Below are 24,992 nucleotides of genomic sequence, written 5' to 3'. Positions count from 1 at the left end.
GGGGGTTCGGGCCGAGCCCCCGGGGCCATACCCCCGTCACGTCCGAACGTCCGACACGTCGAAGGAGACGGGACAGCGGATACGGAAGAGGCGAAGAGGCCGAGGAGGGGACGATGCAGCGACTGGGCACGGGGATCGGGTGGCGTCCGGAGATCGCGGAGGCCGTGGAGCGCATGCCGGGCATCGACTGGGTCGAGACCGTCGCCGAGAACGTCTGTCCCGGGCACCTTCCCAAGTCGCTGGTACGGCTGCGCCGGCGCGGCGTGACCGTGATTCCGCACGGCGTCTCGCTCGGCCTGGGCGGCGCGGACCGGCCCGACGCCGGCAGGCTGGCCGCACTCGCCGAGCGGGTGGAGGCGCTGGGGGCGCCGCTGGTCACCGAGCACATCGCGTTCGTACGGGCGGGCGGGCCGCTGACGGCGTCCCCGCGCCTGGAGGCGGGGCACCTCCTGCCGGTCCCCCGCACCCGGGACGCCCTCGACGTGCTGTGCGAGAACGTCCGTATCGCCCAGGACGCGCTGCCCGTGCCGCTCGCCGTGGAGAACATCGCCGCGCTCATCTCCTGGCCGGGCGAAGAGATGACGGAGGGCCAGTTCCTGTACGAGCTGGCCGACCGCACCGGGGTCCGCCTCCTCATCGACGTCGCCAACCTCCACACCAACCACGTCAACCGCGGCGAGGACCCCGCCAAGGCGCTCACCGAACTGCCCCTGGAGGCCATCGCGTACGTCCACGTCGCGGGCGGCTTCGAACGCGACGGCGTCTGGCACGACAGCCACGCCCACCCGGTCCCCCAGCCGGTCCTCGACATCCTGACCGACCTCACATCCCGCGTGTCCCCACCGGGCGTGCTCCTGGAGAGGGACGAGAACTTCCCGGAACCGGGGGAGCTGGAGCGGGAGTTGGGGGCGATTCGGGGAGCGTTGGAGAAGGGGGGTGCGGAGCGGGGGGCTTCGCCAGGGATGCGGGAGGATGAGGGGCGGCGGGAGGGGGCGCACGCGGAGAGGCAGCGGGCGAGGCGGGCGTGGCCCGACGGGGCAGGGTCAGCGATGGCGTTGCCCGACGGGGCCCGGGTGCGTTCGGAGGAGGCATTGCCGGACGGGCCGGGCGCAGGGCGGGCATTCCCTGACGGGGCGCCTTCGGAGGGGTCGTCCGAGGACAGGCCATCCAGCGAGGCGCGTCCGGGAGAGCCGCGCCAGGACAGCTCACGCTCGGACGAAGCGCCCTCGGCAGGCAGGTCCCGTGAAGCGGCGGCCATGACTTACAACCCTCAGGAGCCCGCGCACAAGGACGCCGCGCGCGAGCGGGAGGCCGCAGGCGGGCAGGAGCCCGCCCGCGAACAGGACGCGCCGCAACAACAGGAGTCCGCGCCCGACCGTGAGGCGGCACGCGAGCCACGGGTGACACAGGACGCCGCGCGCGAGCCGGACCCCGCGGGCGAGCAGGGGCCGGCGCCCGTGCAGGCCACGCCAGCCGTGGTGGCCGGTACCGAGCACGCTCGTCAGCGGCTCGCTCTCGCGCAGGCCGCTCTGCTGTCCGCGCTCGTCGCCGGGACGCCCGTGCCGGAGGGGTTCGACCGGGTGCGGCTCGGGGTGCAGGCGCGGGCGCTCGCCGGGAAGCGGGCGGATGTCGTGGCGAAGGTCGCGCCCGAGTTGCCGGTGATCCTCGGGGAGGGGTATCGGCGGGCCTTCCTCGCGTACACGCACGGGCACCCGATGACCGACGGCTATCGGCGCGACGCGCTGGACTTCGCCGGGTATCTGCTGGCCGAGGGCCGGCTCGAAGACGCGCGGGTGCGCGCGGAGTTGCGGGAGTGGTGGCTGGAGCGCTCGGGACCGCGACCCCGGTCGCGGCGGCCCGGGGTGCGGCTGGCCCGGGCCACGCGCCGGGTGTTGCTGCGGCGCTGACCGGGCCGCAGCGGTGAAGCAGGCGCGGTGGTGAGTCGGCCGCGGTGATGAGTGGCTGCGAGGCGGGGCGACCGCTCCCTCGTCGGCGGCAGCCCCCTGCACTGTCGCCCCCGGCGGTACAGGTGGCTCGTACGCCCTCCGCGCCCCCGCCCTCGTACGGCAGACGCGCCCGATCACCGGTCGCCGCGAACTCGTACATGCATCGGTCGAGTGGGCCTTCCCATTCGCTTGCGAAACGACCGGGGGCGGAGGGGTGCGAGCAGGCGGCGCCTGAATGGTGCGGCATGGCGGAGTCGCGGCGGTGGCCGGACCGCTCAACGATCAGGTCCGCCCCCACCACCCGACGGACACCGCATACGCCAACCCCCGTCCCCTTCCTAGGCGCCGCCTCCCCCACCGAGTGTGCCGGGGTTAACACTCCACCCGCGCAACACGATCACCGTCCCCCGCTTCGCCCCTCTTTGCCCCGGTACGTCCCCCACCCCCACTCCCCCATACGCCCGTAACAACCCTCGTTGCAACCATTCGCCCCGATACGGAAGTTGGCGTAGACCCCGCCGTACCCCGAAGTAATATGCCAACCCAACCCTCGAAGCGCACTAACGTGCGGTGCCGCAACAGGAGGCACCATGCGACCGCGACCCCCGATCAACGGCCGAGGCATCTTCAGCGGCACCGGGCTCATCATCACGGGCCTGACGGCGACGCTGCTGGCGATGATCTTCCCGATCTGGTCGTACGCCGACCGGTCCGGGACGGGTCTGGACGTGCTCAACGCCGAGACCGTCTCGACCGAGTACGGGCCGCTGTCGGGTCTCGACCGCGAGTTCGTCACGAAGGTCCGGCTGGCCGGGCTGTGGGAGCTGCCGGCCGGTCAGCAGGCGCAGCAGAAGGGGACCACGCCCGCCGTACGCACCGCGGGCCGGCACCTCATCGAGGGGCACACGTTCCTGGACGAGCGGGTGCGTGACGTCGCCTCCAAGCTCAACCTGGAGCTGCCCAACGAGCCCACCGAGCAGCAGCAGGAGTGGCTGGCGACCCTGGACTCCGCCCAAGGCGTCGAGTACGACCGGCAGTTCGCCAACATCCTGCGGCTGGCCCACGGCAAGGTGTTCTCCGTCGTCGCCCAGGTACGGGCCAGTACGCGCAACTCCCTCGTCCGCGAACTCGCCGACGACGCCAACACCACCGTGCTGGACCACATCAAGGTGCTGGAGGCCACCGGGTACGTCGACTGGGACGCCCTCGCCAGGGACATGGTCGCCGGCAGCACTCCCCCGATCACCCCCTCCCCCGCCCCGCCCGGCCCCACCACCGACCCGGACCCGGCGCTACCCATGACGCCGTCGCCGACTCCGACGTACACCCTGCCGCCGGCCGCCACCAGCCCCCCGCCTGACAATTCCGGCAACCCCTGACGACCCTCCCAAAACCGCAACCAGCAATTGATGAACCCCCACGGCGAGCAACCAAGTCCGCGAGAGCGGCGGCGGTTCAGCCGCAAAATGGTGCCATGTTCTGGGTGCTTCTTCTGTTGCTGGCCTGGGCCGTCACCGGGACGGCGTGCACGCGGCTGTGCTTCGCGGCCGTACACGCCGCGGCCATGGACAGGAAAGACACGACCGCAGGCCGAGGACACCATCTGACGCTGTACGAGGCGGCGTTCCTGTCCGGCGGCCCCCGTCGGGTCGCCGATCTGACCCTCGTCTCCATGGCCCGGCAACAGCGGCTGCTGCTCGCGCACACCGGCTGGGCGACGGTCGTCGATCCACGGGGGCGCGACGAGATGGAGCGCTCGGTGATAGGGGCCATCGGACCGGAGGGCCAGTCCCGGATCGAGCCGGTGCGGGACGCCACGGCCGCCGCCGACGCCGTGGGCAGCCTCGCCGACCGGCTGGTCAGCGCCGGCCTCGCCGTCCCCGACGAGGCGCGCAGCGGCGTCGCGGCCGCGCTCCGGCAGGTGCGGCTGGCCGCGGCGGTCGTCCTGGCGCTGGGGGCGGTCGCCCTGCTGGCACCCGCCCAGTCGGACATGCCGGCCCATCTGGTCGCCCTCTGGTTCGCGCTCCCCTTCGTGCTCACCCTGAGTTGCCTCGCCATCGCCCGCGTCGAGATCCACCCGTACGCGCAGTGGGCCTCCCCCGCCGGGCAGCGGCTGCTCAGCGCCCTGGTGCGGCGCTCGACGGGCGGGGACGACCGTACGTATCTCACCTCCGTCGCCGTACGGGGCGTGCGCGCGATCGGCGAGCCGGAACTGCGCCAGGCCTTCGCGCACCGCGGGCCGCACCACGAGGCGTCCCCCTGGCGGGACTGACGGACCCTCGGGCCGGTGACGCATCGGGGGCATTGACGCCGACACCGGCGGGACGGTGCTTGCCTTCGTCAACAGACGAACGAAATATCCCTTTTGTTGCTGCCGTGCACTGAAGGGATACGCGATGAGAGTTCCCGCCCGCTACTCGGTCGCCGGAGCGCTGCTCCTGACCACCCTCTCCACCGCCCCGGCCGGCAGCACCGGGGCCCCGGCCCCGGGCGCGGCCGAGAGCTACGGCGTGATGGTGGCCGCCGCGCGCGCCAAGGCGGCCGGCATCACCTTCGCCGGCTGCCCCAAGGACCTGGACCTGCCGGGCCACGTGAAGTGCGGCACGGTGTCCGTCCCGCTCGACTACGCGCATCCCGACGGCAAGCAGATCAAGCTCACCGTCAGCCGGGTCCGGGCCACGCACAAGGACCCGCACAACAGCAAGCACCGGGTGCCCCGGCAGGGCGCCCTGGTCTACAACCCGGGCGGACCGGGCGCCTCCGGCCTGCACTTCCCGCTGATCGGCGTCCTGCCCGCGTGGAAGCGGCTGGCGGGGGCGTACGACCTGGTCGGCTACGCCCCGCGCGGGGTGCGGCCGTCCGCGCCGGTGTCCTGCCAGGACCCCAAGCAGCTCGAGAAGGGGCCCGCGGACGCGCCGACGCACCCCTCGGAGGCGTACAAACGGGAGCGCATCGCCCGGGCCAAGGAGTACGCACGCGGCTGTGCGGAGCGCACCGGCAGCGCCCTGCGGCACTACAACTCCCTCAACAACGCCCGTGACCTGGACGTCCTGCGCGCCGCGCTGGGCGAGCGGAAGCTGACGTTCATGGGTGCGTCGTACGGCACCTACTTCGGCGCGCTGTACGCGACCCTCTTCCCCTCCCACGTGCGGCGGATGGTGTTCGACTCGGCGGTGAACCCGGACCCGGCGCAGATCTGGTACCGCAGCAACCTCCTGCAGTCGGCCGCGTTCGAGGGGCGGTGGGCGGACTTCCGGGAGTGGGTAGCCAAGCACCACGCCGTCTACGGTCTCGGTGACACGGCCGACGAGGTGCTGCGCCGCTACGACAAGGTGCGGGCCCGGCTGGCCGTGAAGCCGGCGGGCGGGAAGGTCGGGCCCGAGCAGTTGCAGGAGGCGTTCCTGCAGGCCGGGTACTACGACGACTACTGGCCCGCGCGGGCGCAGGCGCTGTCGGCCTATCTGAAGGGCAACCCGAAGCCGCTGGTCGAGCTGGCCGCGCCGGCGACGGAGGCGGCGGCCGAGGAGGAGAACTCGAAGGCGGTCTACACGGCCGTGGAGTGCAACGACGCGCCCTGGCCGACGGACTGGGCGGTCTGGGACCGGGACAACACACGGCTCGCGCAGGTGGCGCCGTTCGAGACCTGGGACAACGTGTGGATGAACCTGCCGTGCGCCTACTGGCAGGCGCCCCGGCAGGAGCCCTTGGACGTGCGGACCGGGCCGGGTGAGGTGCCGCCGCTGCTGATCCTGGCCGCCGAGCGGGACGCCGCCACGCCGTACGACGGGGCGCTGGAGATGCACCGGCGGCTGTCGGGCTCGGTCCTGGTGACCGAGCGGGACGCCGGCACGCACGGCATCGCCTACGGCCCGAACGCCTGCGTCAACGGCCACATCGACGCGTATCTGATGGAGGGCCGCCTGCCCGCACGACGGGCGGCGTGCGAAGGGCACCCCGAGCCGAAGCCGAGCGCTTCGCAGAAGCGCCGTCATGAAACTGCGGCCCGTCGATAGCCGGTCGCGCCCACGCGGCTGAGCCGCACAGCGACACAGCCCCGCGCCCCTGTCGGGGCGCGGTACCGCGCCGACCTTCTAGGCCAGCCCTGCGATCAGCTCTGCAACGCTCTTACGACGCCCCGTGAAGAACGGCACCTCTTCGCGGACGTGCATCCGGGCCTCCGAAGCCCGCAGGTGGCGCATGAGGTCGACGATGCGGTAGAGCTCGTCGGCCTCGAACGCCAGGAGCCACTCGTAGTCGCCCAGCGAGAACGAGGCGACCGTGTTGGCGCGGACGTCCGGGAAGCCGCGGGCCATCTTGCCGTGGTCGGCGAGCATGCGGCGGCGGTCCTCGTCGGGGAGGAGGTACCAGTCGTAGCTGCGCACGAAGGGGTAGACGCTGACGTAGTTCCGCGGCGTCTCGTCGGCGAGGAACGCCGGGATGTGCGAGCGGTTGAACTCGGCGGGGCGGTGCAGCGCCATGTTCGACCAGACCGGCGTGAGCGCGCGGCCCAGCTTGGTGCGGCGGAAGAGGTTGTACGCCTCCTGCAGCTGGTCGCTGGTCTCGGCGTGCCACCAGATCATGAGATCGGCGTCGGCGCGCAGCCCGGACACGTCGTAGGTGCCGCGGATCGTCACGTCCTTGGCGGCGAGCTGGTCGAAGAGCTCCTGGACCTCGTCGGCGTAGCCCGCGCGGTCCTCGGGGAGCACGTCCTTCAGCTTGAAGACGGACCAGAGGGTGTAGCGGATGACCTCGTTGAGGTCCTTGGCCAGCTTGCCCTTGTTCGGGATCCTGCCGGACTCGGTGGTGGAGGCGTCGTCACTCATGCCCCTATTCTCCCGCTCCGCCGTGCAGGCTCTGCACCGGGTTGGCGGTGAGCTCCTCCACACCGCTCAGGTCTCCGCCCAGCTGACCCACGGCGGCGTAGGCGCTCGCGATGCACGCCGGGATGCCCACACCGTCGTACTGCGCGCCGCACACCGCGAGGCCGGGCAGCTTGGCGACGTGCTCGCGGACCCGGGCCACGCGCGCGTGGTGGCCGACCGGATACTGGGGCAGGCCGTCGGTCCAGCGGGTGACACGGGTCTCCAGGGGGGTGGCGTCGAGGCCGGTGGCCGCCTCGAGGTCGCGCCGGGAGACGTCGACGAGGTGGGCGTCGTCGCGCTGGAGGATCTCCGTCTCGCCGTACCGCCCGACGGATGTACGCAGGACGATCACGTCCGGGTTCTCGTCGGCGATCCAGCCCCACTTCTGGGAGGCGAACGTCGACGCCTTGATGGTGCGCCCGTCGACCGGCGGCACGAGGAAGCCGCTGCCGGCCGGGAGGTCGGTGTCGGCGCGCCGGAAGGCGAGGGTGATCAGAGCCATGGAGGCGTACTCGATGCCGTCCAGCTCGGCGGCCGCTTCGGGTGCCTCGGCGCGCAGGAGGGCGGCTGCGGCCGGGGCGGGCAGAGCGACGATCACCGCGTCCGCGTGGAGCACGCGATCGCCGGCGACGACGCGCCATGCCGTGTGCGGCTGCGCCACGGAGCCTTCCGCTTCGCCCGCGCGCGCGGGACGGCCCTCGCCTACGACCGACCCGCCTCGGCCGACGGCACCCGGCCCGTCGGCGCCGCTCGGTCCCGGCACCCTGCGCAGCTCGGTCACCGGCGCACCGGTCACGATCTCGCCGCCCCGAGCGCGCACCGACTCCGCGACGGCGAGCGGGAGTTGGCCGATCCCGCCCTCGATGCCCATGAACACCGGCCCGGTCTGCTGGTTGGCCGCAGCCTTGGCCTGGATCTCGCGGACGGCCTCGGTGATCGAGACATGGGTCTGCGCGGCCTGGAAGAGCTGCGGGACCGCCGAGCGCATCGAGATGCGGTACGCGTCGCCCGCGTAGACGCCGCCGAGCAGGGGCTCGACGAGCCGGTCGACGACCTCCCGTCCGAGGCGCGCCGCCACGTACTCCCCGACCGCCACGTCGTCGCCGACCTCCGTGCGGGGCAGGTCGGCGTCGCGCTCGATGCGGGCCACGCCCTCGTCGGACAGCACGCCGGAGAGCGCGGACGCGGTGCCGGGGACGCCCATGACATGCCCCTTGGGCATGGGGCGCAGGGCGCCGCGGGTCCAGATCGAGGCCGTCGCGGTGGCGGGCGGCTGGAGGCGGTCGGTGAGGCCCACCTCGCGCGCGAGGGCGACGGCCTCGGGGCGGCGCGCCAGCATCGACTCGGCACCGAGGTCCAGGCGCACGCCCGCGATCTCGCCGGGCAGCAGCTTGCCGCCGACCCGGTCCGAGGCCTCCAGGACGGTCACCTGCCGGCCGGCGTCCAGCAGCCGGTGGGCCGCGGCGAGCCCGGCGATTCCGCCTCCGATGACGACGACCCGGCCCGTCCCCGTACGAGTCTGAACTTCGCGCATGTCCACAGCCTCTCAGACCCCACTGACAGTCCGTCCCCGGCCCGGTGTCCTTCACGAGTCCCGACCGTGACCGCATCGGGACCGTTCCCCGCCAACGTCCCGCCCCCTCCAGGCGTCGAAGAAGCGTCAGTCGTCACGACGACCCTCGGGGGTACGCCCACATGCGCGCACGACGATCCACACGATCGGTACGACCCGTTCAGGCCCTCGCCGGCCTCCTGCTGGCCACGGCCCTGGCGCTCACCGGCTGCAGCGCCTCGAGCGATTCGGGGGCGGGCGACAGCAAGGCCGCCGGAGGAGAGGCCGCGCAGGCGGACTCACAGGCAGGTGCGAAGGAGGGCGCCCCGGGCTACGGCTCCGGCGCCGACAAGGCCACCGCGCCGCCCAAGGTCACCGCGAGCCACATCATCCGTACCGCCTCGCTGACCGTGCAGGTCAAGGACGTACCGAAGGCCCTGGACGAGGCCCGCACCACCACCGAGAACGCGGGTGGCTACGTCGGCAACGAGACCACGACCCGGGACGAGGACGGCCACGAGCACACCCGCGTCGTCCTGCGCGTACCCGTCGACAAGTACGCCGAGGTCCTCACCGAACTGGAGGGCGCGGGCAAGCTGATCGAGCGCAGCGCCAAGGCGCAGGACGTCACCGACCAGGTCGTCGACGTGGAGAGCCGCATCAAGTCGCAGCGCGCCAGCGTGGCCCGGATCCGTGAACTGATGGACCAGGCGACCAAGCTCAGCGACGTGGTGACGCTGGAGGGCGAGCTGAGCAGCCGGCAGGCGGACCTGGAGGCGCTGCTCGCCCAGCAGGCGTCCCTGAAGGACCGCACGAGCCTGGCCACCGTCACCCTGTCCCTCTCCGAGACGCCGGTGAAGAAGGCGGCGAAGGACGACGACCCCGGCTTCGTGGACGCGCTCGCGGGCGGCTGGAACGCGTTCGTGACGATGCTGCGCTGGCTCGCGGTGGCGTTCGGTGCCGTGCTGCCCTTCGCCGCGGTGGCGGCGCTGATCGTGCTGCTGTGGCTGAAGGTCCTGCGGCCCCGCCTGCCCCGTCGCCCGGCCACGGCGCCGGCGACGACGGCCCTGGGCCCGCTGCCGACGGCCCGCCCGGCACCGTCGCCCACACGCGCGGGCGACGAGCAGCGCGGCGAACAGGGTGGCGAGCGGAGCTGAAATGCCCGGCGCCCGTAGCGTGTTCGCATGAGCATGAGCGCTGCGAGGGATGTACGGGGCGGGCGGGAGCGACTGGTCGTGATCGGCGGCGACGCCGCGGGGATGTCCGCGGCGTCGCAGGCACGGCGGTTGAGGAGCGCCGAGGAGCTGGAGATCGTGGCGTTCGAACGCGGCCACTTCACCTCCTTCTCGGCCTGCGGCATCCCGTACTGGGTGGGCGGCGACGTCCCCGACCGCGACCAGCTGATCGCGCGTACGCCCGAGGAGCACCGCGCGCGGGACATCGACCTGCGCATGCGCACGGAGATCACGGAGATCGACGTGGCCGGCGGCCGGGTACGCGCGCGTGACGTCGATTCCGGCGCGGAGTCCTGGACGTCGTACGACAAACTCGTGATCGCGACCGGTGCCCGCCCGATCCGCCCCGACATGCCGGGCGCCGACGCCCCCGGCGTGCACGGCGTGCAGACCCTCGACGACGGCCAGGCCCTCATCGACACGCTTGCACGCACGCGTGGCCGCCGCGCGGTCGTGGTGGGCGCCGGCTACATCGGCGTCGAAATGGCCGAGGCGCTCATCAACCGCGGCTACGAGGTGACCGTCGTCAACCGCGGCAGCGAACCCATGTCCACACTCGACCCGGACATGGGCCGCCTGGTGCACCAGGCCATGGAGGGCCTCGGCATCACCATGGTGAACAACGCCGAGGTCACCAAGATCCTCACCGGCGAGGACGGCCGGGTCCGCGCGGTGGCCACCGAGGATGCCGAGTACCCCGCGGACGTGGTCGTCCTGGGCATCGGCGTCCGCCCCGAGACGACCCTCGCCCGGGCGGCAGGCCTCCCCGTCGGCCACCACGGCGGCCTGCTGACCGACCTGGCCATGCGGGTACGCGGCCACGAGAACATCTGGGCGGGCGGCGACTGCGTGGAGGTCCTCGACCTGGTCTCCGGCCAGGAACGCCACATCGCCCTCGGCACCCACGCCAACAAACACGGCCAGGTCATCGGCACGAATGCCGGCGGCGGCTACGCCACGTTCCCCGGCGTGGTCGGCACGGCCGTCAGCAAGGTCTGCGACCTGGAGATCGCCCGCACGGGCCTGCGCGAGAAGGACGCACGCAGGGCGGGCCTGCGGTACGTCACGGCCATGATCGAGTCCACGAGCCGCGCGGGTTACTACCCGAACACCTCCCCCATGACGGTCAAGATGCTCGCGGAACGCCGACGGGCCGACTGCTGGGCGTCCAGATCGTGGGCAGGGAGGGCGCGGGGAAGCGGGTGGACATCGCGGCGGTGGCACTGACGGCAGGGATGACGGTGGAGCAGATGGTGTCCCTGGACCTGGGATACGCGCCCCCGTTCTCCCCCGTGTGGGACCCAGTGCTGGTGGCTGCCCGCAAGGCAGCAAAGGCGGTCAATGCCGGGGCCCTTTGACCGACGGTGCGGGCAACGCCCTCAAGGGGCGCGGGGAACTGCGCGACCAGCCACATCGGACCTGCGGTCCGCCAACTACCCGCACCCCTACGGCATTCAGGCGGATCCGTTGATCCGCTCGATCGCCTGCCGAGCCTGCTCAGCAGGCGGCCGGGAAGGCAACGAAGACACAGACGCACTCACACTCGGCGGCATGGCGGCAGCCGGCTGCTCCCCCGCCGGCTTCGCATGCGCAGCAGACGGCCGAACGGACCGCAACCGATGACTGACGGCCTCGTCCAACGTCACCGGCCGCTGCATCTGCGAAGCAAGCCGTCCCGCCTCCTGCCCCAGCCGCGCAACGTCTTCCCACGGCAACCGCACCACCACGGAAAGCTCGGCCTCCCCGTCCGGCAACGCGTGAATCGGAGGAGGAGTAACTCGGTCGTTCATCGCCTGTTCCTCACGTCGGTTTCCGAGACATACGCACGCGGCGACAGCCACGTTCACCGATTCGCCGGACGTATCCCGGGCAGATACCTCTCGTGGTCATCCCTGTCCATGACGTGAACCCGGTCCGCCGCACCCCCTGGGTGACCTACGCGCTGATCGCCGCGAACGTCTTCGTCTTCCTGTCCACGCCCGGCATAGCCGGCTCCGTGGCCGGTGAGAGCAGCCTGGCCCAGCTGTGCCATCTGCACGCGTTCCTGGACCACTACGCGGCCGTGCCACGGGAGTTGATCCACGACCAGCTGCCGAGAGTGGTCCCGACGGGCGAGGTCGCGCTCAGCCCGCAGGGCCGCCCCGGCTGTGTGATCGGCCCGCCGGGCTACGACAAATCCCCGGTGCTGTCCGTCTTCACCGCGATGTTCCTGCACGGCAGCTGGCTGCACCTGCTCGGCAACATGCTGTTCCTGCTGATCTTCGGCAACAACATCGAGGACCGCATGGGCCACATGCGGTACGCGCTGTTCTACGTCGCCTGCGGATACGCGGCGTCGTACGGCTTCGCGCTTCTCAACGACGACTCGGCCGACCCGCTGATCGGCGCGTCCGGGGCGATCGCGGGGGTACTGGGCGCCTATCTGGTGCTGTACCCGAGGGCACGCGTCTGGGTCCTCGTGCCTTTCCTGATCTTCCTGCCGCTACGGCTCCCGGCCTGGCTGGTCCTCGGCTTCTGGTTCGGGCTGCAGGCGGTGTACTCGTCCGGGGAGGGCGTCTCCGACGCGGGCACCGTGGCATACGCGGCGCACGTCGTCGGCTTCCTGGCCGGCATGGCGCTCGCCTGGCCGCTGAAGCCGGGCACACCTCCACCGCCGGAGCCACGCGGCCTGCTGTTCGGCAGGCGCGCCCGGCCCCGGCACACGTGGTGAGCGGTGCCTAGCGGGCGGTCTGCGTGTGGACGTACTCCACGAGCCGGGTCAGCGCGTCCGGGTCGGTGGACGGCATGACGCCGTGGCCGAGGTTGAAGACGTGCCCCTCCAGGCCCGCCGCGGCGTCGAGGACCTCGCGGGTCTTGGCCTCGATCGCCTCCGGCGTGGAGAACAGGACGGTCGGGTCGAGGTTGCCCTGGAGGGCCTTGCCGGGGCCGACCCGGCGGGCGGCCTCGTCGAGCGGGACGCGCCAGTCGACGCCGACGACGTCCGCGCCGGCCTCGCCCATGAGCTTCAGCAGCTCACCGGTGCCTACGCCGAAGTGGATGCGCGGGACGCCGTACCCGGCGACGGCGTCGAAGACCTTCGCGGAGGCGGGCATCACCGAGCGGCGGTAGTCGGCGGGCGCGAGGGAGCCGACCCAGGAGTCGAAGAGCTGGATCGCGGAGGCGCCGGCCTCGATCTGCACCTTGAGGAACGCGGCCGTGATGTCCGCGAGGCGGTCGAGCAGGTCGGCCCACAGCTCGGGGTCGCCGTACATCATCGACTTGGCGTTCTCGTACGTGCGGGACGGGCCGCCCTCGACGAGGTAGCTCGCGAGGGTGAAAGGCGCGCCGGCGAAACCGATCAGCGGGGTGGAGCCGAGCTCGCGGGTGAGCAGGCCGATGGCCTCGGTGACGTAGGAGACGTCCTCGGGGGTCAGGTCACGCAGCTGAGCCAGGTCGGCGCGGGTGCGGATGGGGTGCTCGACGACCGGGCCGACGCCCGGCTTGATGTCGAGGTCGATGCCGATGGCCTTGAGCGGGACGACGATGTCGCTGAAGAAGATCGCCGCGTCCACGTCGTGCCGGCGCACCGGCTGCAGGGTGATCTCGGTGACCAGCTCCGGCCGCATGCAGGACTCGAGCATCGGGATGCCCTCGCGCACCTTGCGGTACTCCGGCAGGGAGCGCCCGGCCTGCCGCATGAACCACACCGGCGTGTGCGGCACGGGTTCGCGCCTGCACGCCTTGAGGAAGGCGGAGTCGTACGTGGCTGTCGGCGGCGTCGGCTGCGTGTCGTTGGCACTCACGGTGGCAAGTCTCGCACGACGCCGGTCAGCCGAATTCAGCCCGTCCGGCGTTTGAGGACGAGGCCCCTGAAGGGCCGAAGCGAGGGTCCGGGGGCGGCAGCCCCCGGTAACGGCCACCCCGACACCGGGCACGGGGTGTCTAGCCCAGCACGAAGCCCCGGTTCCCCTTAACCTTCCGGCATGGCTGCGGCTCAGGGAAGACTGTCGGACGGTACTGGCGGCATGGATGAAGCGAGGGACACCGGGGAGGGGGACCGGCATTCGCGCAATACGGCTCCCCCGGCCTTCCGCGCCGCGGTCGAGGCCCTGCGCAACAGCCGCCTGCGGCCGCAGATCGAGGTCGAGCAGACCAAGGCACCCCAGCGCCTCGCGCCGTACGCGTACGCGCTGGAGGCCGCTGTCGTCGACGGCGACCAGGACCTGGCCGACGGCCGCCTCGTGCTGCTGCACGACCCGGCGGGGCACGACGCCTGGCAGGGCACCTTCCGGCTGGTGACGCTGGTGCGCGCGGAGCTGGAGCCGGAGATGGCCGCCGATCCGCTGCTGCCCGACGTGTGCTGGTCCTGGCTGACCGGTGCGCTGCAGGCACGCGGGCTGTCGTACGGCGAACCGAGCGGCACCGTCACGCGCGCGAGCTCGCACTACTTCGGCGGCCTGGCCGAGCGCCCGGCGGCCTCGCAGATCGAGATCCGCGCCTCGTGGACGCCCCGTGAGGGCCTGGGCGGTGTTCCGGACACCGCGGCCCACCTGGCGTCCTGGTGCGACCTGCTGGCCCAGGTCGCGGGCCTGCCCCCGGCGGGCCCGGGCGACGCGTCGGTGGTGACGCTCCCGCAGCGCCGTGACCCGCAGTCCCGCTGACCGGTTGAGTGGCCGGCGGACTGACTGACTGGCCGACTGGCCGACTGGCCGATCGCCATCGACTTGACCGTCACTTTGTCGATACGGCCACTTTCGGTCAGGAACAGCGCTTGATCGAGCCGATTTGCTCGCCGAACGATCGACCGTGTGTCCGAATTGCCCCGATTGTTACTCACTAAATCGTGATCTTTCCCTAAAGGGCCACGGGTTTGGTGCCGAAGACGACTGTGACCTTGAAAGCCGTCCCCGCCACCCAGGAGGCCTGGTGTCCGTTCTCCTCGAGCAGCCCGCAAGCCTGGTCGCCTACCGCCCGAACAAGCCGACCGCCATGGTGGTCGTGGCCGATCCCCGCGTCCGCTCCACCGTCACCCGCCATCTGTGGGCGCTCGGTGTGCGCGATGTCATCGAGGCCTCGTCCATCGCGGAGGCTCGTCCCCGCATCGGCAACCCCCGCGACATCTGTGTCGCCGACGTCCATCTGCCCGACGGCTCCGGCCTCACCCTCCTGTCGGAGACCCGCGCCGCGGGCTGGCCCAACGGCCTGGCCCTGTCCGCTGCCGACGACATCGGCGCCGTACGCAACGCCCTCGCGGGCGGCGTGAAGGGTTACGTCGTCACCGGCACCCGCACCAACGTCGGGCTCCCCACCCGGCCCGGCGCAGCCCCCATCGGCGCTGCCGCCGCCCGTATGCACCGTCGCCACCCGGGTGCCCCGAGCCACCCGGGCGGCTACCGCGAGCTGTCCGGTCGCGAGGTCGAGGTGCTGCGGCTGGTGGCGGAGGGCCAGTCGAACAAGGCGATCGGCGTCTCGATGGGCCTGTCCGCACTGACCGTCAAGAGCCACCTCGCCCGCATCGCCCGCAAGCTGGGCACCGGTGACCGCGCCGGCATGGTCGCGGTGGCCCTGCGGACGGGCATCATCCACTGAATCCACTGACGATTGATCATTCACTGACGTGCACGGGATCGGCCGCTGATCCCCGCCCGCGTCCACACCTGTCGTGAACCGGATCCTTCACTTACCTGACTGGTTCACGACCCTCAGGCGCCCGCCGACGGAACGTTCCGTCGGCGGGCGCTGTCCATGCAAAGTGAAGATCACTCGCGGGCAGGAGCCGGAGGACGTGAAGATCGGTCAGGCGGGCAGTCCGGGCTGATAGACATGCGCACTGTCGAGTGCCACCTTCCGGCCTCGTGATCCCCTTGCCCCGAACGGAGCCCGTCATGCCCAAGTCCTCCGCCTCCTTGGCCTCCTGGGGCCTCGCCGCCGCAGCCGCCGCCGCGCTGCTGGTGGGCTGCTCGTCGGAGGCCAAGCTGTCCAAGGACGAGGTGGCGAACTCGGTGGCCGAGAAGCTCGCCGCGCAGACGGGTCAGCCGAAGCCGGACGTCACCTGCCCCGAGGACCTCGTCGGCAAGGTCGGCACGTCGCTGCGCTGCAAGCTCACCGCGACCGACGGCACCAGCTTCGGTGTGACGGTCAAGGTCACTTCGGTCGACGGAGGCACCATCAAGTACGGCATCCAGGTCGACCAGACGGCCTCCTGAGCCGGACCGGCACCGCGCTCGCCGGACCGTTCCGGCGGACGCGCGGGAAATGTGTGACCGCGAGGTGCGGATTGTGATGGAACACCAGGGGGGTGGGCCCGCCGAGGGGGCTCGGGGGATGCTGGCGCCATGAGTGGAATCGAAGCAGTCCTGTTCCTGCTGGCGTGTGGTGGCGTCGTGGCTCTCGTCGTGTGGGACCGCCGGGGCAAGGCCCGCAAGAAGCGTGAGTCCGAAGAGGCGTACGCGCAGCTGCGGTCGTTCGCCGAGAGCCGCGGGTGGAACTACGAGGAGGGCGTGCCGAGCCTCGTCGACGCCTACCAGGGGGCCGAGCCGCTCCCGGACAGGGCCAGCAACGTCATGGGGGACAACGTCGTCAGCGGCACTTACCGCGGATTCGGCTTCCGCGCCTTCGAATACCGCTATTACAACAAGGACATCGACTCGGAGACGACGCACGTCATCGTCCACTCCGTCTGGGCCCTGAACCTGGGCGTGGAGGTTCCGGACCTGCGGATCTACCGCGACGGCTGGTTCGACACCTTCTACCGAGGAAGGGCCATGGAGGTGGGAATCCCCCAGCTCGACAAGGACTTCCACATCGTCTCCCGCGACGAGGAGCGTGCCCGGCCCGTCGTGCTCGACGGCCTGGCGGAGTTCCTCACCTCCGACCCTCGCGCCCTGGAGATGCCGCTGCGGCTCCACGACGGTCAGCTGATCACCTCGCGTTCGCGGAGCAAGCTGAGCGGTGAGACGTTCGACGAGCCCCTTGAGTATCTCGTCGACGCCGCTGGCCACTTGGGATCCCTGTCGCCCGCCCGGCCTCCGCAGGCGCCGTAGTACAGCCGTTGCGAGGCGCACGATGCGGTCGCGGTATGAAGCTTCCCGGTAGGAATCATGTGAGGTCCAGGACCGGTGTCGCTGCGTCTTTGCCTTTGGGAGACCCTCTTTACGTTCTCAACAATCAGGGTGCGGACGCGCGTTCGCGCCCTCTTGGACGTAGAGGGGGGAGCGGATGGGCCAGTTCGATGTCGAGCCGTCCGAGTTGCGGTCGGCTGCCAAGAAGATCAAGGACTCCGTGCGCCGGAGCGACAAGGTGAAGCTCGACGAACTCGGGGACTCGAGCGGCGACTTCGGCCACGGCGACGCGGCCAAGGAGTTCAGCCGGCTGATGGCCACGTGGATGGAGGCCATCAAGAGCCCGATGAAGGAGGACGGGGAGAACTCGTCGGCCAAGCTGGACGAGAACGCCGCGTCCTACGAGCGCTCCGAGCGGGAGTCCCAGAACCAATTCACCGGGCCCGCGGTCGCCGGCCCGAGCTACTGACGGGGAAGCAATGGCACAGCTTGGCTCCACTCGGGACCCACGCGTACTCATCCCGGGAAACCCGTCGAAGCTCACAGGCGACGCGGACAAGCTCGACGGTCACGCGAAGACCCTCGACGGCATCGGGGACGAGCTCGGATCCGTCCGGATTCCCAGCTGGCACGGACAGGCCAGCGATGCCTTCTGGGAGGACTTCTCGGGCCAGAAGCAGAAGTGGTACCGCGGCTCGGACGCGCTGGGCGCGGCCGCCGGGGCGCTGCGGGACTACGCCAGGGCCCTCGAGTGGGCCCAGGGGCAGGCGGAAGAGGCCATCCGGTTGTACGACGGGGGCGACGAGAGCGGCGGCGAGCAGCTGCTGGAGTCGGCGCGCGCCCATGTCGAGGCGGAGGGCGACGCGGCGGCCAAGAAGTTCAAGGCACAGGGCGGCGAGGGCGACAACGCGCCCGACTGGCTCTTCTGGGCCTCCGAAGCGACGCAGGACGACACAGGTGCGACGTCCAAGAAGGTCAAGCGCACCGAGCTGGAACGGGCACCCGAGACAAAGCCCAAGGGGGCCTGGGGTGACCACAAGAACATGACGCAGGCGCAGAGGGAAGCGCTGCGCGAGGGCAAGGGCCCCGGCATCACCGTGGCCGGCCCGTCCGTCAGCACCGACGCCAAGGTGTGGGGCGCCGAGGCCAAGGGCCGCGGTGAGTTCGCGGGCGGCGAGGTCTCCGGCAAGGCCGGCGTCAACCTCCTGGGCGTGGATGCCTCCGCCGGGGTGGGACTCATGGACGGGAACGCCACCGCACAGGCATCCGGCAAGGCCTATCTCGCCCAGGCCACGGCCGAAGGCAAGTACGGGGTCGGCATCTTCGAGGCCTCCGGCAAGGCCGAGGCGTACGCGGGCGCCGAGGCCGGCGTCAAGGGCTCCATCGGCACGGACGGCGTCCACGTCGGCGGCGAGGCCTTCGCCGGTGCCAAGGCCAGCGCGGAGGGGCATGCCTCCGTCGCCGGTGTCGGCGTCGGTGGCACCGCGGAGGCGTGGGCCGGCGCCGGTGCCGAGGCCCACTTCGACGCCGGCATGAAGGACGGCAAGTTCGTCATCGGCGGTGACTTGGGCGTCGCCGTCGGCGTCGGCGGCAAGCTCGGCGGCCAGATCGAGATCGACCCGGGCAAGGTCACCGACGCGGCCGGCGACGCGGTCGACGCGATCGGGGACTGGTTCGACTGACCCGCCCCCGACGGCCCCACCCGGGGGCGCCCGCACCAGGGGCGTCCGCAGGAGGGCCCCCGCACCCGGAGCTCCCCGACCATCGCCCCTTCCCCGTCGCTTCCCGTACCGTCGGAATCCGTACCGCAAGGAGTTGATCCACCATGCCGGGCACACTTCCGGTGCCGCTCGACGTCGAGCTCCCGCAGGGCTGGCAGTCGGCACCCCCGGACGAGGTCGGCGCCCCGCACGCCGCCTTCGTCGCCCTGCACATGGCCTCCCGGGGCCAGGGCTTCATGCCCAACATCACGGTCACCGGCCGCACCCTCGAGGGCTCGTCGAGCCTGCACAGCCTCGCCGAGGAGTCGGTGCGCAGGCTGCGCGAGAACGTCGGCGCCGTCGACGTCGTCAAGCGCACCGAGGTGGGCACCTCGCCGGCGCCGGGCCTCATCGACGCCCCTGGGATCGTGCAGAACCTGCGCATCCAGGCCACCGTCAACGGGCAGCCGATGGAGCTCGCGCAGAGCCAGTTCATCCTGGTGCTGGAGAACGAGCAGCGGCGCAGTGAGCGCGCCGAGATCGAGATCGCGCTGACGGCGAGGACGAGCCAGCTCCAGGACGTCCTCGAGGACTACCGGTCCTTCATCTCCACCCTCCGCCCGGCCGCCCCCACCACGGAGGGCTGACCGGTGGCGTGCTCCGCGAGGAACGGCGAAAAGCAAGGTCATCGGTCGGGCCGCACTCGTTGCAGGGGCACATCGGGGGCACGGGTGGCCGAGATGCACCGGTAAGCCATGACAAACGACGAGACGTGTTTCCGCAGGTCAGCGCCAATGTGTCCGGAAGGCGCAGGTCAGACGTTCGTCCGTACAGATACCCTTGACATGTGACCGACGCCCAAGAAACCGCAGCAGACACTTCACTGCGAACCACCGGAGGCGCCCCTCCGGACGACGGCGGATCTTCTGTTACGGAGGCGCCGATCCCCTTGCTGGAGCCCCGCGAGGGCATTCCACCCGTGATCGCCGACGAGGCCGCCCTCGCCGAGGTGATCGCCGCCTTCACCGCGGGCTCGGGCCCCGTCGCCGTCGATGCCGAACGCGCGTCCGGATACCGTTACGGCCAGCGCGCCTATCTGGTGCAGCTGCGCCGCGAGGGCGCGGGGTCCGCCCTGATCGACCCCGTGGCCTGCCCCGACCTGTCGGCACTCGGTGAGGCGCTGTCCGGCGTGGAGTGGGTGCTGCACGCGGCCACCCAGGACCTGCCCTGCCTCCGCGAGATAGGCATGGTGCCGACCCGGCTGTTCGACACCGAGCTGGCCGGGCGGCTCGCCGGGTTCCCCAGAGTCGGCCTCGGCGCGATGGTCGAGGGCGTGCTCGGGTTCGTCCTGGAGAAGGGGCACTCCGCCGTCGACTGGTCGACCCGTCCGCTGCCCGAGCCGTGGCTGCGGTATGCGGCGCTGGACGTCGAGCTCCTCGTCGATCTGCGCGATGCGCTGGAGAAGGAGCTGGACCGGCAGGGGAAGCTGGAGTGGGCGCAGCAGGAGTTCGCCGCGATCGCGGCTGCGCCGCCGGCCGAACCGCGTAAGGATCCCTGGCGGCGGACGTCGGGGATGCACAAGGTGCGGCGGCGTCGGCAGCTGGCTGTGGTGCGGGAGCTGTGGCAGACGCGGGACCGTATTGCTCAGAAGCGGGATGTGTCGCCGGGGAAGGTGCTGAGTGACGCGGCCATCGTCGAGGCCGCGCTCTCATTGCCCGGGAACGTGCACGCCCTCGCCGCGCTGAATGGTTTCGGGCATCGGATGGGGCGGCGGCAGCTGGAGCAGTGGCAGGCCGCGGTGGATCGTGCGAAGGCTTTGGCCGAGTCCCAGTTGCCGGCGCCTGGGCAGCCGGTGACGGGGCCGCCGCCGCCCCGTGCCTGGGCCGACAAGGACCCCGCTGCGGCGGCTCGGCTCGCTGCGGCTCGGGCCGCGGTTTCTGCGCTGGCCGAGCAGCTCGCCATGCCTCAGGAGAATCTGATCACTCCGGACACGGTGCGGCGGGTTTGCTGGGAGCCGCCGAAGGTTGTCAACGCCGAGTCGGTTGCGGAGGCACTGGCTGGTTACGGGGCTCGGGCCTGGCAGGTTGAACAGGTCACGCCGGTGTTGGTTGCTGCGTTGTCCGCCTAGCCGCCGTAGGAGTTCTCTCGTACGGCGGCCAAAGGCCGTATGTGGTTGCTCGCGCAGTTCCCCGCGCCCCTGTGGGGCGCGCTTACCTGGTCGCCCCCTTCATGAAACCGTTGTAGATGAACCGTTGCAGCAGCAGGAAGACGATCAAGGTCGGCAGGATCACCAGCACCACTCCTGCCGAGATCGTTTCCCAGTGGGCGCCGAAGGGGCCCTTGAAGCGGAACAGCGACGTCGAGATCACGCCAAGGTCCTCCGAGGGCATGTAGAGGAACGGGTTCGATGTGACCGGCCTGAGCGGCCGGCTCTCGGTGCGCTTCGCCTCCGCGTACGCCGAGGCCGAGGCGGTGCGCGGGAAGCTGGGCGAGCGGCCCGCCGCCTATGCCGAGCCCTACCAGTACGTCCGCAAGATGGCCTGCTCCTTCGGCTGGGACTGGGGGCCGACCCTGGTGACGGCCGGGATCTGGCGTCCGGTGCGGCTGGAGCACTGGTCGACGGCCCGGATCGCCCGGGTGCGGCCGCTGGCGACCGTCGAACAGGGCACGGGGCACGTCGAGTTGGCGGTCGACGTCGAGCGGCCCCGGGTCGAGACGCCGCTCACCGTGGAGGCGACGGTCGGCGGGGTTCCATGGGGTGGGGTCGCATCCCGTGCCTACTCCTGTGCTGACTCCTCGGGGGTCCACAGCGCCGCCTCGGTGAGGTCGTACGGGTCTGCGGGTCGTGGTGGGTTGCTCGCGCCCACGCGGCGGAGCCGCATATCGATGCAGCCCCGCGCCCCTGTCGGGCCGCGCCGGCACCGCCCGCTTTGATGTGACCTTCGCCGCTCCCGCCTCCAGGACTGTGCAGCCACGTTACTCGTAAGTAGCATGGGCCTGAGCGCGCGCTCAGCGCTTGCGCATCGCAGCAGTGCCATCCCGCACCTGGAGGAGAGCCATCGTGCCTCGTACCGTCAGGGACGTCGTCTTCGTCGACGGCGTCCGCACCCCGTTCGGCAAGGCGGGCCCGAAGGGCATCTACCACGAGACCCGCGCCGACGACCTCGTCGTGAAGGCGATCCGGGAGCTGCTGCGCCGCAACCCCGGTCTCGACCCCAAGAAGATCGACGAGGTCGCCATCGCCGCGACCACGCAGATCGGTGACCAGGGCCTGACCATCGGCCGCACGGCCGGCATCCTCGCCGGTCTGCCGCAGTCGGTGCCCGGCTACTCCATCGACCGTATGTGCGCCGGCGCCCTGACCGCCGTCACCACGGTCGCGGGCTCCATCGCCTTCGGCGCCTACGACGCCGTCATCGCCGGTGGTGTCGAGCACATGGGCCGCCACCCGATGGGCGAGGGCGTGGACCCGAACCCGCGGTTCGTCAGCGAGAAGCTGGTCGACGAGTCGGCGCTCTTCATGGGCATGACGGCCGAGAACCTGCACGACCGCTACCCGCACATCACCAAGCAGCGCGCCGACGAGTACGCCGTGCGCTCGCAGGAGAAGGCCGCCAAGGCGTACGCCAACGGCAAGATCCAGCAGGACCTGGTGCCGATCTCGGTGCGCCGCACCAACCCCGAGGCCGGCGAGACCGGCTGGGGCCTGGTCACGGCGGACGAGCCGATGCGTCCCGGCACCACCCTGGAGAGCCTCGCGGGTCTGAAGACCCCGTTCCGCGTCCACGGCCGGGTCACCGCCGGTAACGCGGCCGGTCTGAACGACGGCGCCACCGCCTCGATCATCGCGTCCGAGGACTTCGCCCGCGAGAACAACCTCCCGGTGAAGATGCGCCTGGTCTCCTACGCCTTCGCGGGCGTCGAGCCGGAGGTCATGGGCTACGGCCCGATCCCGGCCACGGAGAAGGCCCTCGCCAAGGCGGGTCTGTCGATCGAGGACATCAACCTCTTCGAGATCAACGAGGCCTTCGCCGTCCAGGTCCTGGCCTTCCTCGACCACTACGGCATCGCGGACGACGACGAGCGCGTCAACCAGTACGGCGGCGCCATCGCGTTCGGCCACCCGCTGGCCTCCTCCGGCGTGCGTCTGATGACGCAGCTGGCCCGCCAGTTCGAGGAGCAGCCGAACGTCCGCTACGGCCTGACCACCATGTGCGTCGGCTTCGGCATGGGCGCGACGGTCATCTGGGAGAACCCGAACTTCGACGGAGGCAGCAAGTGAGCACCACCGCTGAGCTTTTGAAGGGTGCGGCCGAGCTGTTCCCGGACGAGGTCGTGACCCAGGCGCACGTACGCCACCTCGACCTGCCGTTCGGCGCCGGGCGCTTCGCCCTGATCACGCTGGACAACGGCTTCGACCACACCAAGCCGACCACCTTCGGCCCGCAGTCGCTGGCGAACCTCGACAAGGCCATCGACCAGGTCGAGGCGGAGGCCGCCGCCGGTGACATCGTCGGTGTCGGCATCACCGGCAAGCCGTTCATCTTCGCCGTCGGCGCCGACCTCAAGGGCGTCGAGCTGCTGAAGGAGCACAAGGACGCGCTGGCCATCGGCAAGGGCGGCCACGAGGTCTTCAAGCGCCTGTCGGGCCTCGCTGTCCCGACCTTCGCGTACTACAACGGTGCCGCGATGGGCGGTGGCGTCGAGGTCGGTCTGCACTGCAAGTACCGGACCGTCTCCAAGGCGCTCCCGGCGTTCTCGCTCCCCGAGGTCTTCCTCGGCCTGGTGCCCGGCTGGGGCGGCTGCACGATCCTGCCGAACCTGATCGGTGCCGACAAGGCCGTCCAGGTCATCATCGAGAACAGCCTCAACCAGAACAAGCAGCTCAAGGGCCAGCAGGTCTTCGACCTGGGCATCGCCGACGCCATCTTCGAGGGCGCGGACTTCCTGGAGCAGTCGCTGATCTGGACGGCGAACGTCCTCAAGGGCGACATCGAGGTCGAGCGTCCGGTGATCGACCGCGGTGAGGCCTGGGACCAGGCCGTCGCCAAGGGCCGCTTCATCGCCGACGGCAAGGTGCACGGCGCCGCCCCGGCCGCCTACCGTGCGCTGGACATCATCGCCGCCGCCAAGAACGGTGACCTGCAGCAGGGCTACGACGCCGAGGACAAGGCGCTCGCCGACCTGATCATGGGTGGCGAGCTGCGCGCCGGCATCTACGCCTTCAACCTGGTGCAGAAGCGCGGCAAGCGCCCGGCCGGTGCGCCGGACAAGAACCTGGCGCGTCCGGTCACCAAGGTCGGTGTCGTCGGCGCCGGTCTGATGGCCTCGCAGCTCGCGCTGCTCTTCCTGCGCCGCCTCGAGGTGCCGGTCGTGCTGACCGACATCGACCAGGAGCGCGTCGACAAGGGTGTGGGCTACGTCCACGCCGAGATCGAGAAGCTGCTCGGCAAGGGCCGTATCAACCAGGACAAGGCCAACCGCCTCAAGGCCCTGGTCACCGGTGTCCTGGACAAGGCCGAGGGCTTCGCGGACGCGGACTTCATCATCGAGGCCGTGTTCGAGGAGATCGGCGTCAAGCAGCAGGTGTTCGCGGAGGTCGAGGCGGTCGCCCCGGCGCACGCGATCTTCGCGACGAACACCTCCTCCCTCTCCGTCTCGGAGATGGCGTCGAAGCTGAAGAACCCCGAGCGGGTCGTCGGCTTCCACTTCTTCAACCCGGTCGCGGTGCTGCCGCTGCTGGAGATCGTCCGCGGCGAGAAGACGGACGACGCCTCGCTGGCCACGGCGTTCGCCGTCGCCAAGAAGCTGAAGAAGACCGCGGTCCTCACCAAGGACGCCCCGGCGTTCGTCGTGAACCGCATCCTGACCCGCTTCATGGGCGAGATCCAGAACGTCATCGACGAGGGCACGCCGGTCGAGGTCGCGGAGAAGGCGGTGGAGCCCCTGGGCCTGCCGATGTCCCCGCTGGTCCTCCTCGAGCTGGTCGGCCCGGCGATCGGTCTGCACGTCTCGGAGACCCTCAACCGGGCCTTCCCGGACCGCTTCAAGGTCTCCCCGAACCTCGCGGCCGTCGTCAAGGCGGGCAAGCGCGGCTTCTACGTCTACGACTCCGGCAAGCCGGAGCTGGACCCCGAGGTCGCCGCGCTCCTCAAGCAGGGCGACGTCGTCCTGACCGAGGAGCAGGTCCGCGACCGCGTCCTCGACGCCGTCGCCCAGGAGATCGGGCTCATGCTCGACGAGGGCGTCGTCGCCGAGGCCCAGGACATCGACCTCTGCCTGATCACGGGCGCCGGCTGGCCCTTCCACCTGGGCGGCATCACGCCGTACCTGGACCGCGAGGGTGTCTCCGAGCGCGTGAACGGCAAGAAGTTCCTGGCGCCGGGCGTGGCGAGCGTCCCCGCGTAGGCACTCCGCTGTGAACGCCGGTGCCCTGCATGCCGACTCGGTGTGCAGGGCACCGGCGTTTGCGCGCACGTGCCTGGGGGCTCCGCCCCCAGACCCCCGTATCGGCCTGAACGGCCTCGTCCTCAAACGCCGGACGGGCTGAAGTTGCCAGGACCGGCGTCTCAGAAATTGAATGTGCGGCTACCGCCGCGTGGGCGCGAGCAACCACGTACCACCCGCAGCCGCCGTACAAGAACAGCCGCCCACCCC

20 protein-coding genes and 3 pseudogenes are annotated in these 24,992 nt (G+C 71.1%); 18 read left to right on the top strand and 5 right to left on the bottom strand.

Annotation, left to right across the window (positions count from 1 at the left end; genetic code table 11):
* Window positions 1-113: 113 nt before the first annotated feature.
* The 4 genes from ACZ7L6_RS28155 to ACZ7L6_RS28140 all read left to right on the top strand — a co-directional run bounded on the left by ACZ7L6_RS28155 (window position 114) and on the right by ACZ7L6_RS28140 (window position 5,959).
* Window positions 114-1,907, top strand: coding sequence for an MbnB/TglH/ChrH family RiPP precursor modification enzyme (locus ACZ7L6_RS28155; protein WP_471928566.1), 1,794 nt, complete (start codon window positions 114-116; stop codon window positions 1,905-1,907).
* 629 nt (window positions 1,908-2,536) lie between these two features.
* On the top strand, window positions 2,537-3,325 hold the full coding sequence (locus tag ACZ7L6_RS28150; protein WP_471928564.1) for a DUF4142 domain-containing protein: 789 nt from the start codon (window positions 2,537-2,539) through the stop codon (window positions 3,323-3,325).
* 95 nt (window positions 3,326-3,420) lie between these two features.
* A complete protein-coding gene (locus ACZ7L6_RS28145) occupies window positions 3,421-4,218 on the top strand; it encodes a TIGR04222 domain-containing membrane protein (RefSeq protein WP_471928562.1) in 798 nt (265 codons plus the stop codon).
* Between the two features lie 124 nt (window positions 4,219-4,342).
* Complete coding sequence (locus ACZ7L6_RS28140; RefSeq protein ID WP_471928560.1) at window positions 4,343-5,959, top strand: alpha/beta hydrolase; 1,617 nt, start codon at window positions 4,343-4,345, stop codon at window positions 5,957-5,959.
* A gap of 78 nt (window positions 5,960-6,037) precedes the next feature.
* Here the strand turns inward: ACZ7L6_RS28140 and hemQ are convergent, their stop codons facing one another.
* A complete protein-coding gene (hemQ, locus tag ACZ7L6_RS28135) occupies window positions 6,038-6,769 on the bottom strand; it encodes a hydrogen peroxide-dependent heme synthase (RefSeq protein ID WP_471928558.1) in 732 nt (243 codons plus the stop codon).
* 4 nt (window positions 6,770-6,773) lie between these two features.
* Window positions 6,774-8,342, bottom strand: a complete 1,569-nt coding sequence (gene hemG, locus ACZ7L6_RS28130) for a protoporphyrinogen oxidase (RefSeq protein ID WP_471928556.1) — start codon at window positions 8,340-8,342, stop codon at window positions 6,774-6,776.
* Window positions 8,343-8,503: 161 nt separating this feature from the next.
* Here hemG and ACZ7L6_RS28125 point away from each other — a divergent pair, with 161 nt between their 5' ends.
* Together ACZ7L6_RS28125 and ACZ7L6_RS28120 are read left to right on the top strand one after the other, a co-directional pair.
* Entirely contained in the window at window positions 8,504-9,517 is a 1,014-nt protein-coding gene (locus tag ACZ7L6_RS28125) for a DUF4349 domain-containing protein (RefSeq protein WP_471928554.1), read from the top strand.
* A gap of 27 nt (window positions 9,518-9,544) precedes the next feature.
* Window positions 9,545-10,953: pseudogene (locus tag ACZ7L6_RS28120) on the top strand (FAD-dependent oxidoreductase).
* A gap of 96 nt (window positions 10,954-11,049) precedes the next feature.
* Here the strand turns inward: ACZ7L6_RS28120 and ACZ7L6_RS28115 are convergent.
* A complete protein-coding gene (locus tag ACZ7L6_RS28115; RefSeq protein WP_471928552.1) occupies window positions 11,050-11,385 on the bottom strand; it encodes a hypothetical protein in 336 nt (111 codons plus the stop codon).
* A gap of 92 nt (window positions 11,386-11,477) precedes the next feature.
* Between ACZ7L6_RS28115 and ACZ7L6_RS28110 the strand changes: the two genes are divergently transcribed.
* On the top strand, window positions 11,478-12,305 hold the full coding sequence (locus tag ACZ7L6_RS28110) for a rhomboid family intramembrane serine protease (RefSeq protein ID WP_471928550.1): 828 nt from the start codon (window positions 11,478-11,480) through the stop codon (window positions 12,303-12,305).
* Window positions 12,306-12,312: 7 nt separating this feature from the next.
* Here the strand turns inward: ACZ7L6_RS28110 and hemE are convergent, their stop codons facing one another.
* Window positions 12,313-13,377, bottom strand: coding sequence for a uroporphyrinogen decarboxylase (hemE, locus tag ACZ7L6_RS28105; RefSeq protein ID WP_471928548.1), 1,065 nt, complete (start codon window positions 13,375-13,377; stop codon window positions 12,313-12,315).
* 180 nt (window positions 13,378-13,557) lie between these two features.
* Here hemE and ACZ7L6_RS28100 point away from each other — a divergent pair, with 180 nt between their 5' ends.
* The 8 genes from ACZ7L6_RS28100 (at window position 13,558) to ACZ7L6_RS28065 (ending at window position 20,463) form a co-directional block, all read left to right on the top strand.
* Window positions 13,558-14,235 carry a DUF3000 domain-containing protein gene (locus ACZ7L6_RS28100; RefSeq protein WP_471928546.1) on the top strand — a complete coding sequence of 226 codons (678 nt, stop codon included), beginning with the start codon at window positions 13,558-13,560 and terminating at the stop codon, window positions 14,233-14,235.
* A 265-nt stretch (window positions 14,236-14,500) separates the two neighbouring features.
* Window positions 14,501-15,163, top strand: a complete 663-nt coding sequence (locus ACZ7L6_RS28095) for a response regulator transcription factor (RefSeq protein ID WP_003997051.1) — start codon at window positions 14,501-14,503, stop codon at window positions 15,161-15,163.
* Between the two features lie 296 nt (window positions 15,164-15,459).
* Window positions 15,460-15,780, top strand: a complete 321-nt coding sequence (locus tag ACZ7L6_RS28090) for a DUF4333 domain-containing protein (RefSeq protein ID WP_471928544.1) — start codon at window positions 15,460-15,462, stop codon at window positions 15,778-15,780.
* Window positions 15,781-15,909: 129 nt separating this feature from the next.
* On the top strand, window positions 15,910-16,617 hold the full coding sequence (locus ACZ7L6_RS28085; RefSeq protein ID WP_471928542.1) for a hypothetical protein: 708 nt from the start codon (window positions 15,910-15,912) through the stop codon (window positions 16,615-16,617).
* A 175-nt stretch (window positions 16,618-16,792) separates the two neighbouring features.
* Window positions 16,793-17,104, top strand: a complete 312-nt coding sequence (locus ACZ7L6_RS28080; RefSeq protein WP_471928540.1) for a WXG100 family type VII secretion target — start codon at window positions 16,793-16,795, stop codon at window positions 17,102-17,104.
* 10 nt (window positions 17,105-17,114) lie between these two features.
* Window positions 17,115-18,317 (top strand): putative T7SS-secreted protein, encoded by a 1,203-nt coding sequence (locus ACZ7L6_RS28075; protein WP_471928538.1) that lies wholly within the window; start codon window positions 17,115-17,117, stop codon window positions 18,315-18,317.
* 143 nt (window positions 18,318-18,460) lie between these two features.
* On the top strand, window positions 18,461-18,982 hold the full coding sequence (locus tag ACZ7L6_RS28070; protein ID WP_471928536.1) for a hypothetical protein: 522 nt from the start codon (window positions 18,461-18,463) through the stop codon (window positions 18,980-18,982).
* Between the two features lie 200 nt (window positions 18,983-19,182).
* Window positions 19,183-20,463, top strand: coding sequence for an HRDC domain-containing protein (locus tag ACZ7L6_RS28065; RefSeq protein ID WP_471928534.1), 1,281 nt, complete (start codon window positions 19,183-19,185; stop codon window positions 20,461-20,463).
* Between the two features lie 82 nt (window positions 20,464-20,545).
* Here ACZ7L6_RS28065 and ACZ7L6_RS28060 read toward each other — a convergent pair.
* Window positions 20,546-20,737: pseudogene (locus ACZ7L6_RS28060) on the bottom strand (carbohydrate ABC transporter permease); the annotation flags it as partial.
* Window position 20,738: 1 nt separating this feature from the next.
* Here ACZ7L6_RS28060 and ACZ7L6_RS28055 point away from each other — a divergent pair.
* The 3 genes and pseudogenes from ACZ7L6_RS28055 to ACZ7L6_RS28045 all read left to right on the top strand — a co-directional run.
* Window positions 20,739-21,086: pseudogene (locus tag ACZ7L6_RS28055) on the top strand (glycosyl hydrolase 2 galactose-binding domain-containing protein); the annotation flags it as partial.
* A gap of 310 nt (window positions 21,087-21,396) precedes the next feature.
* Window positions 21,397-22,617: a thiolase family protein gene (locus ACZ7L6_RS28050; protein ID WP_471928532.1), complete on the top strand. Its 1,221-nt coding sequence runs from the start codon at window positions 21,397-21,399 to the stop codon at window positions 22,615-22,617.
* A complete protein-coding gene (locus ACZ7L6_RS28045; protein WP_471928530.1) occupies window positions 22,614-24,743 on the top strand; it encodes a 3-hydroxyacyl-CoA dehydrogenase NAD-binding domain-containing protein in 2,130 nt (709 codons plus the stop codon). The genes ACZ7L6_RS28050 and ACZ7L6_RS28045 overlap by 4 nt, the downstream gene beginning before the upstream one ends.
* The last annotated feature ends 249 nt before the right edge of the window (window positions 24,744-24,992 follow it).

Source organism: Streptomyces sp. NPDC107522 (genome assembly GCF_055657525.1).
Note: the sequence above shows the minus strand (reverse complement) of the source record. Positions and strands in the feature narration are given on the sequence as shown.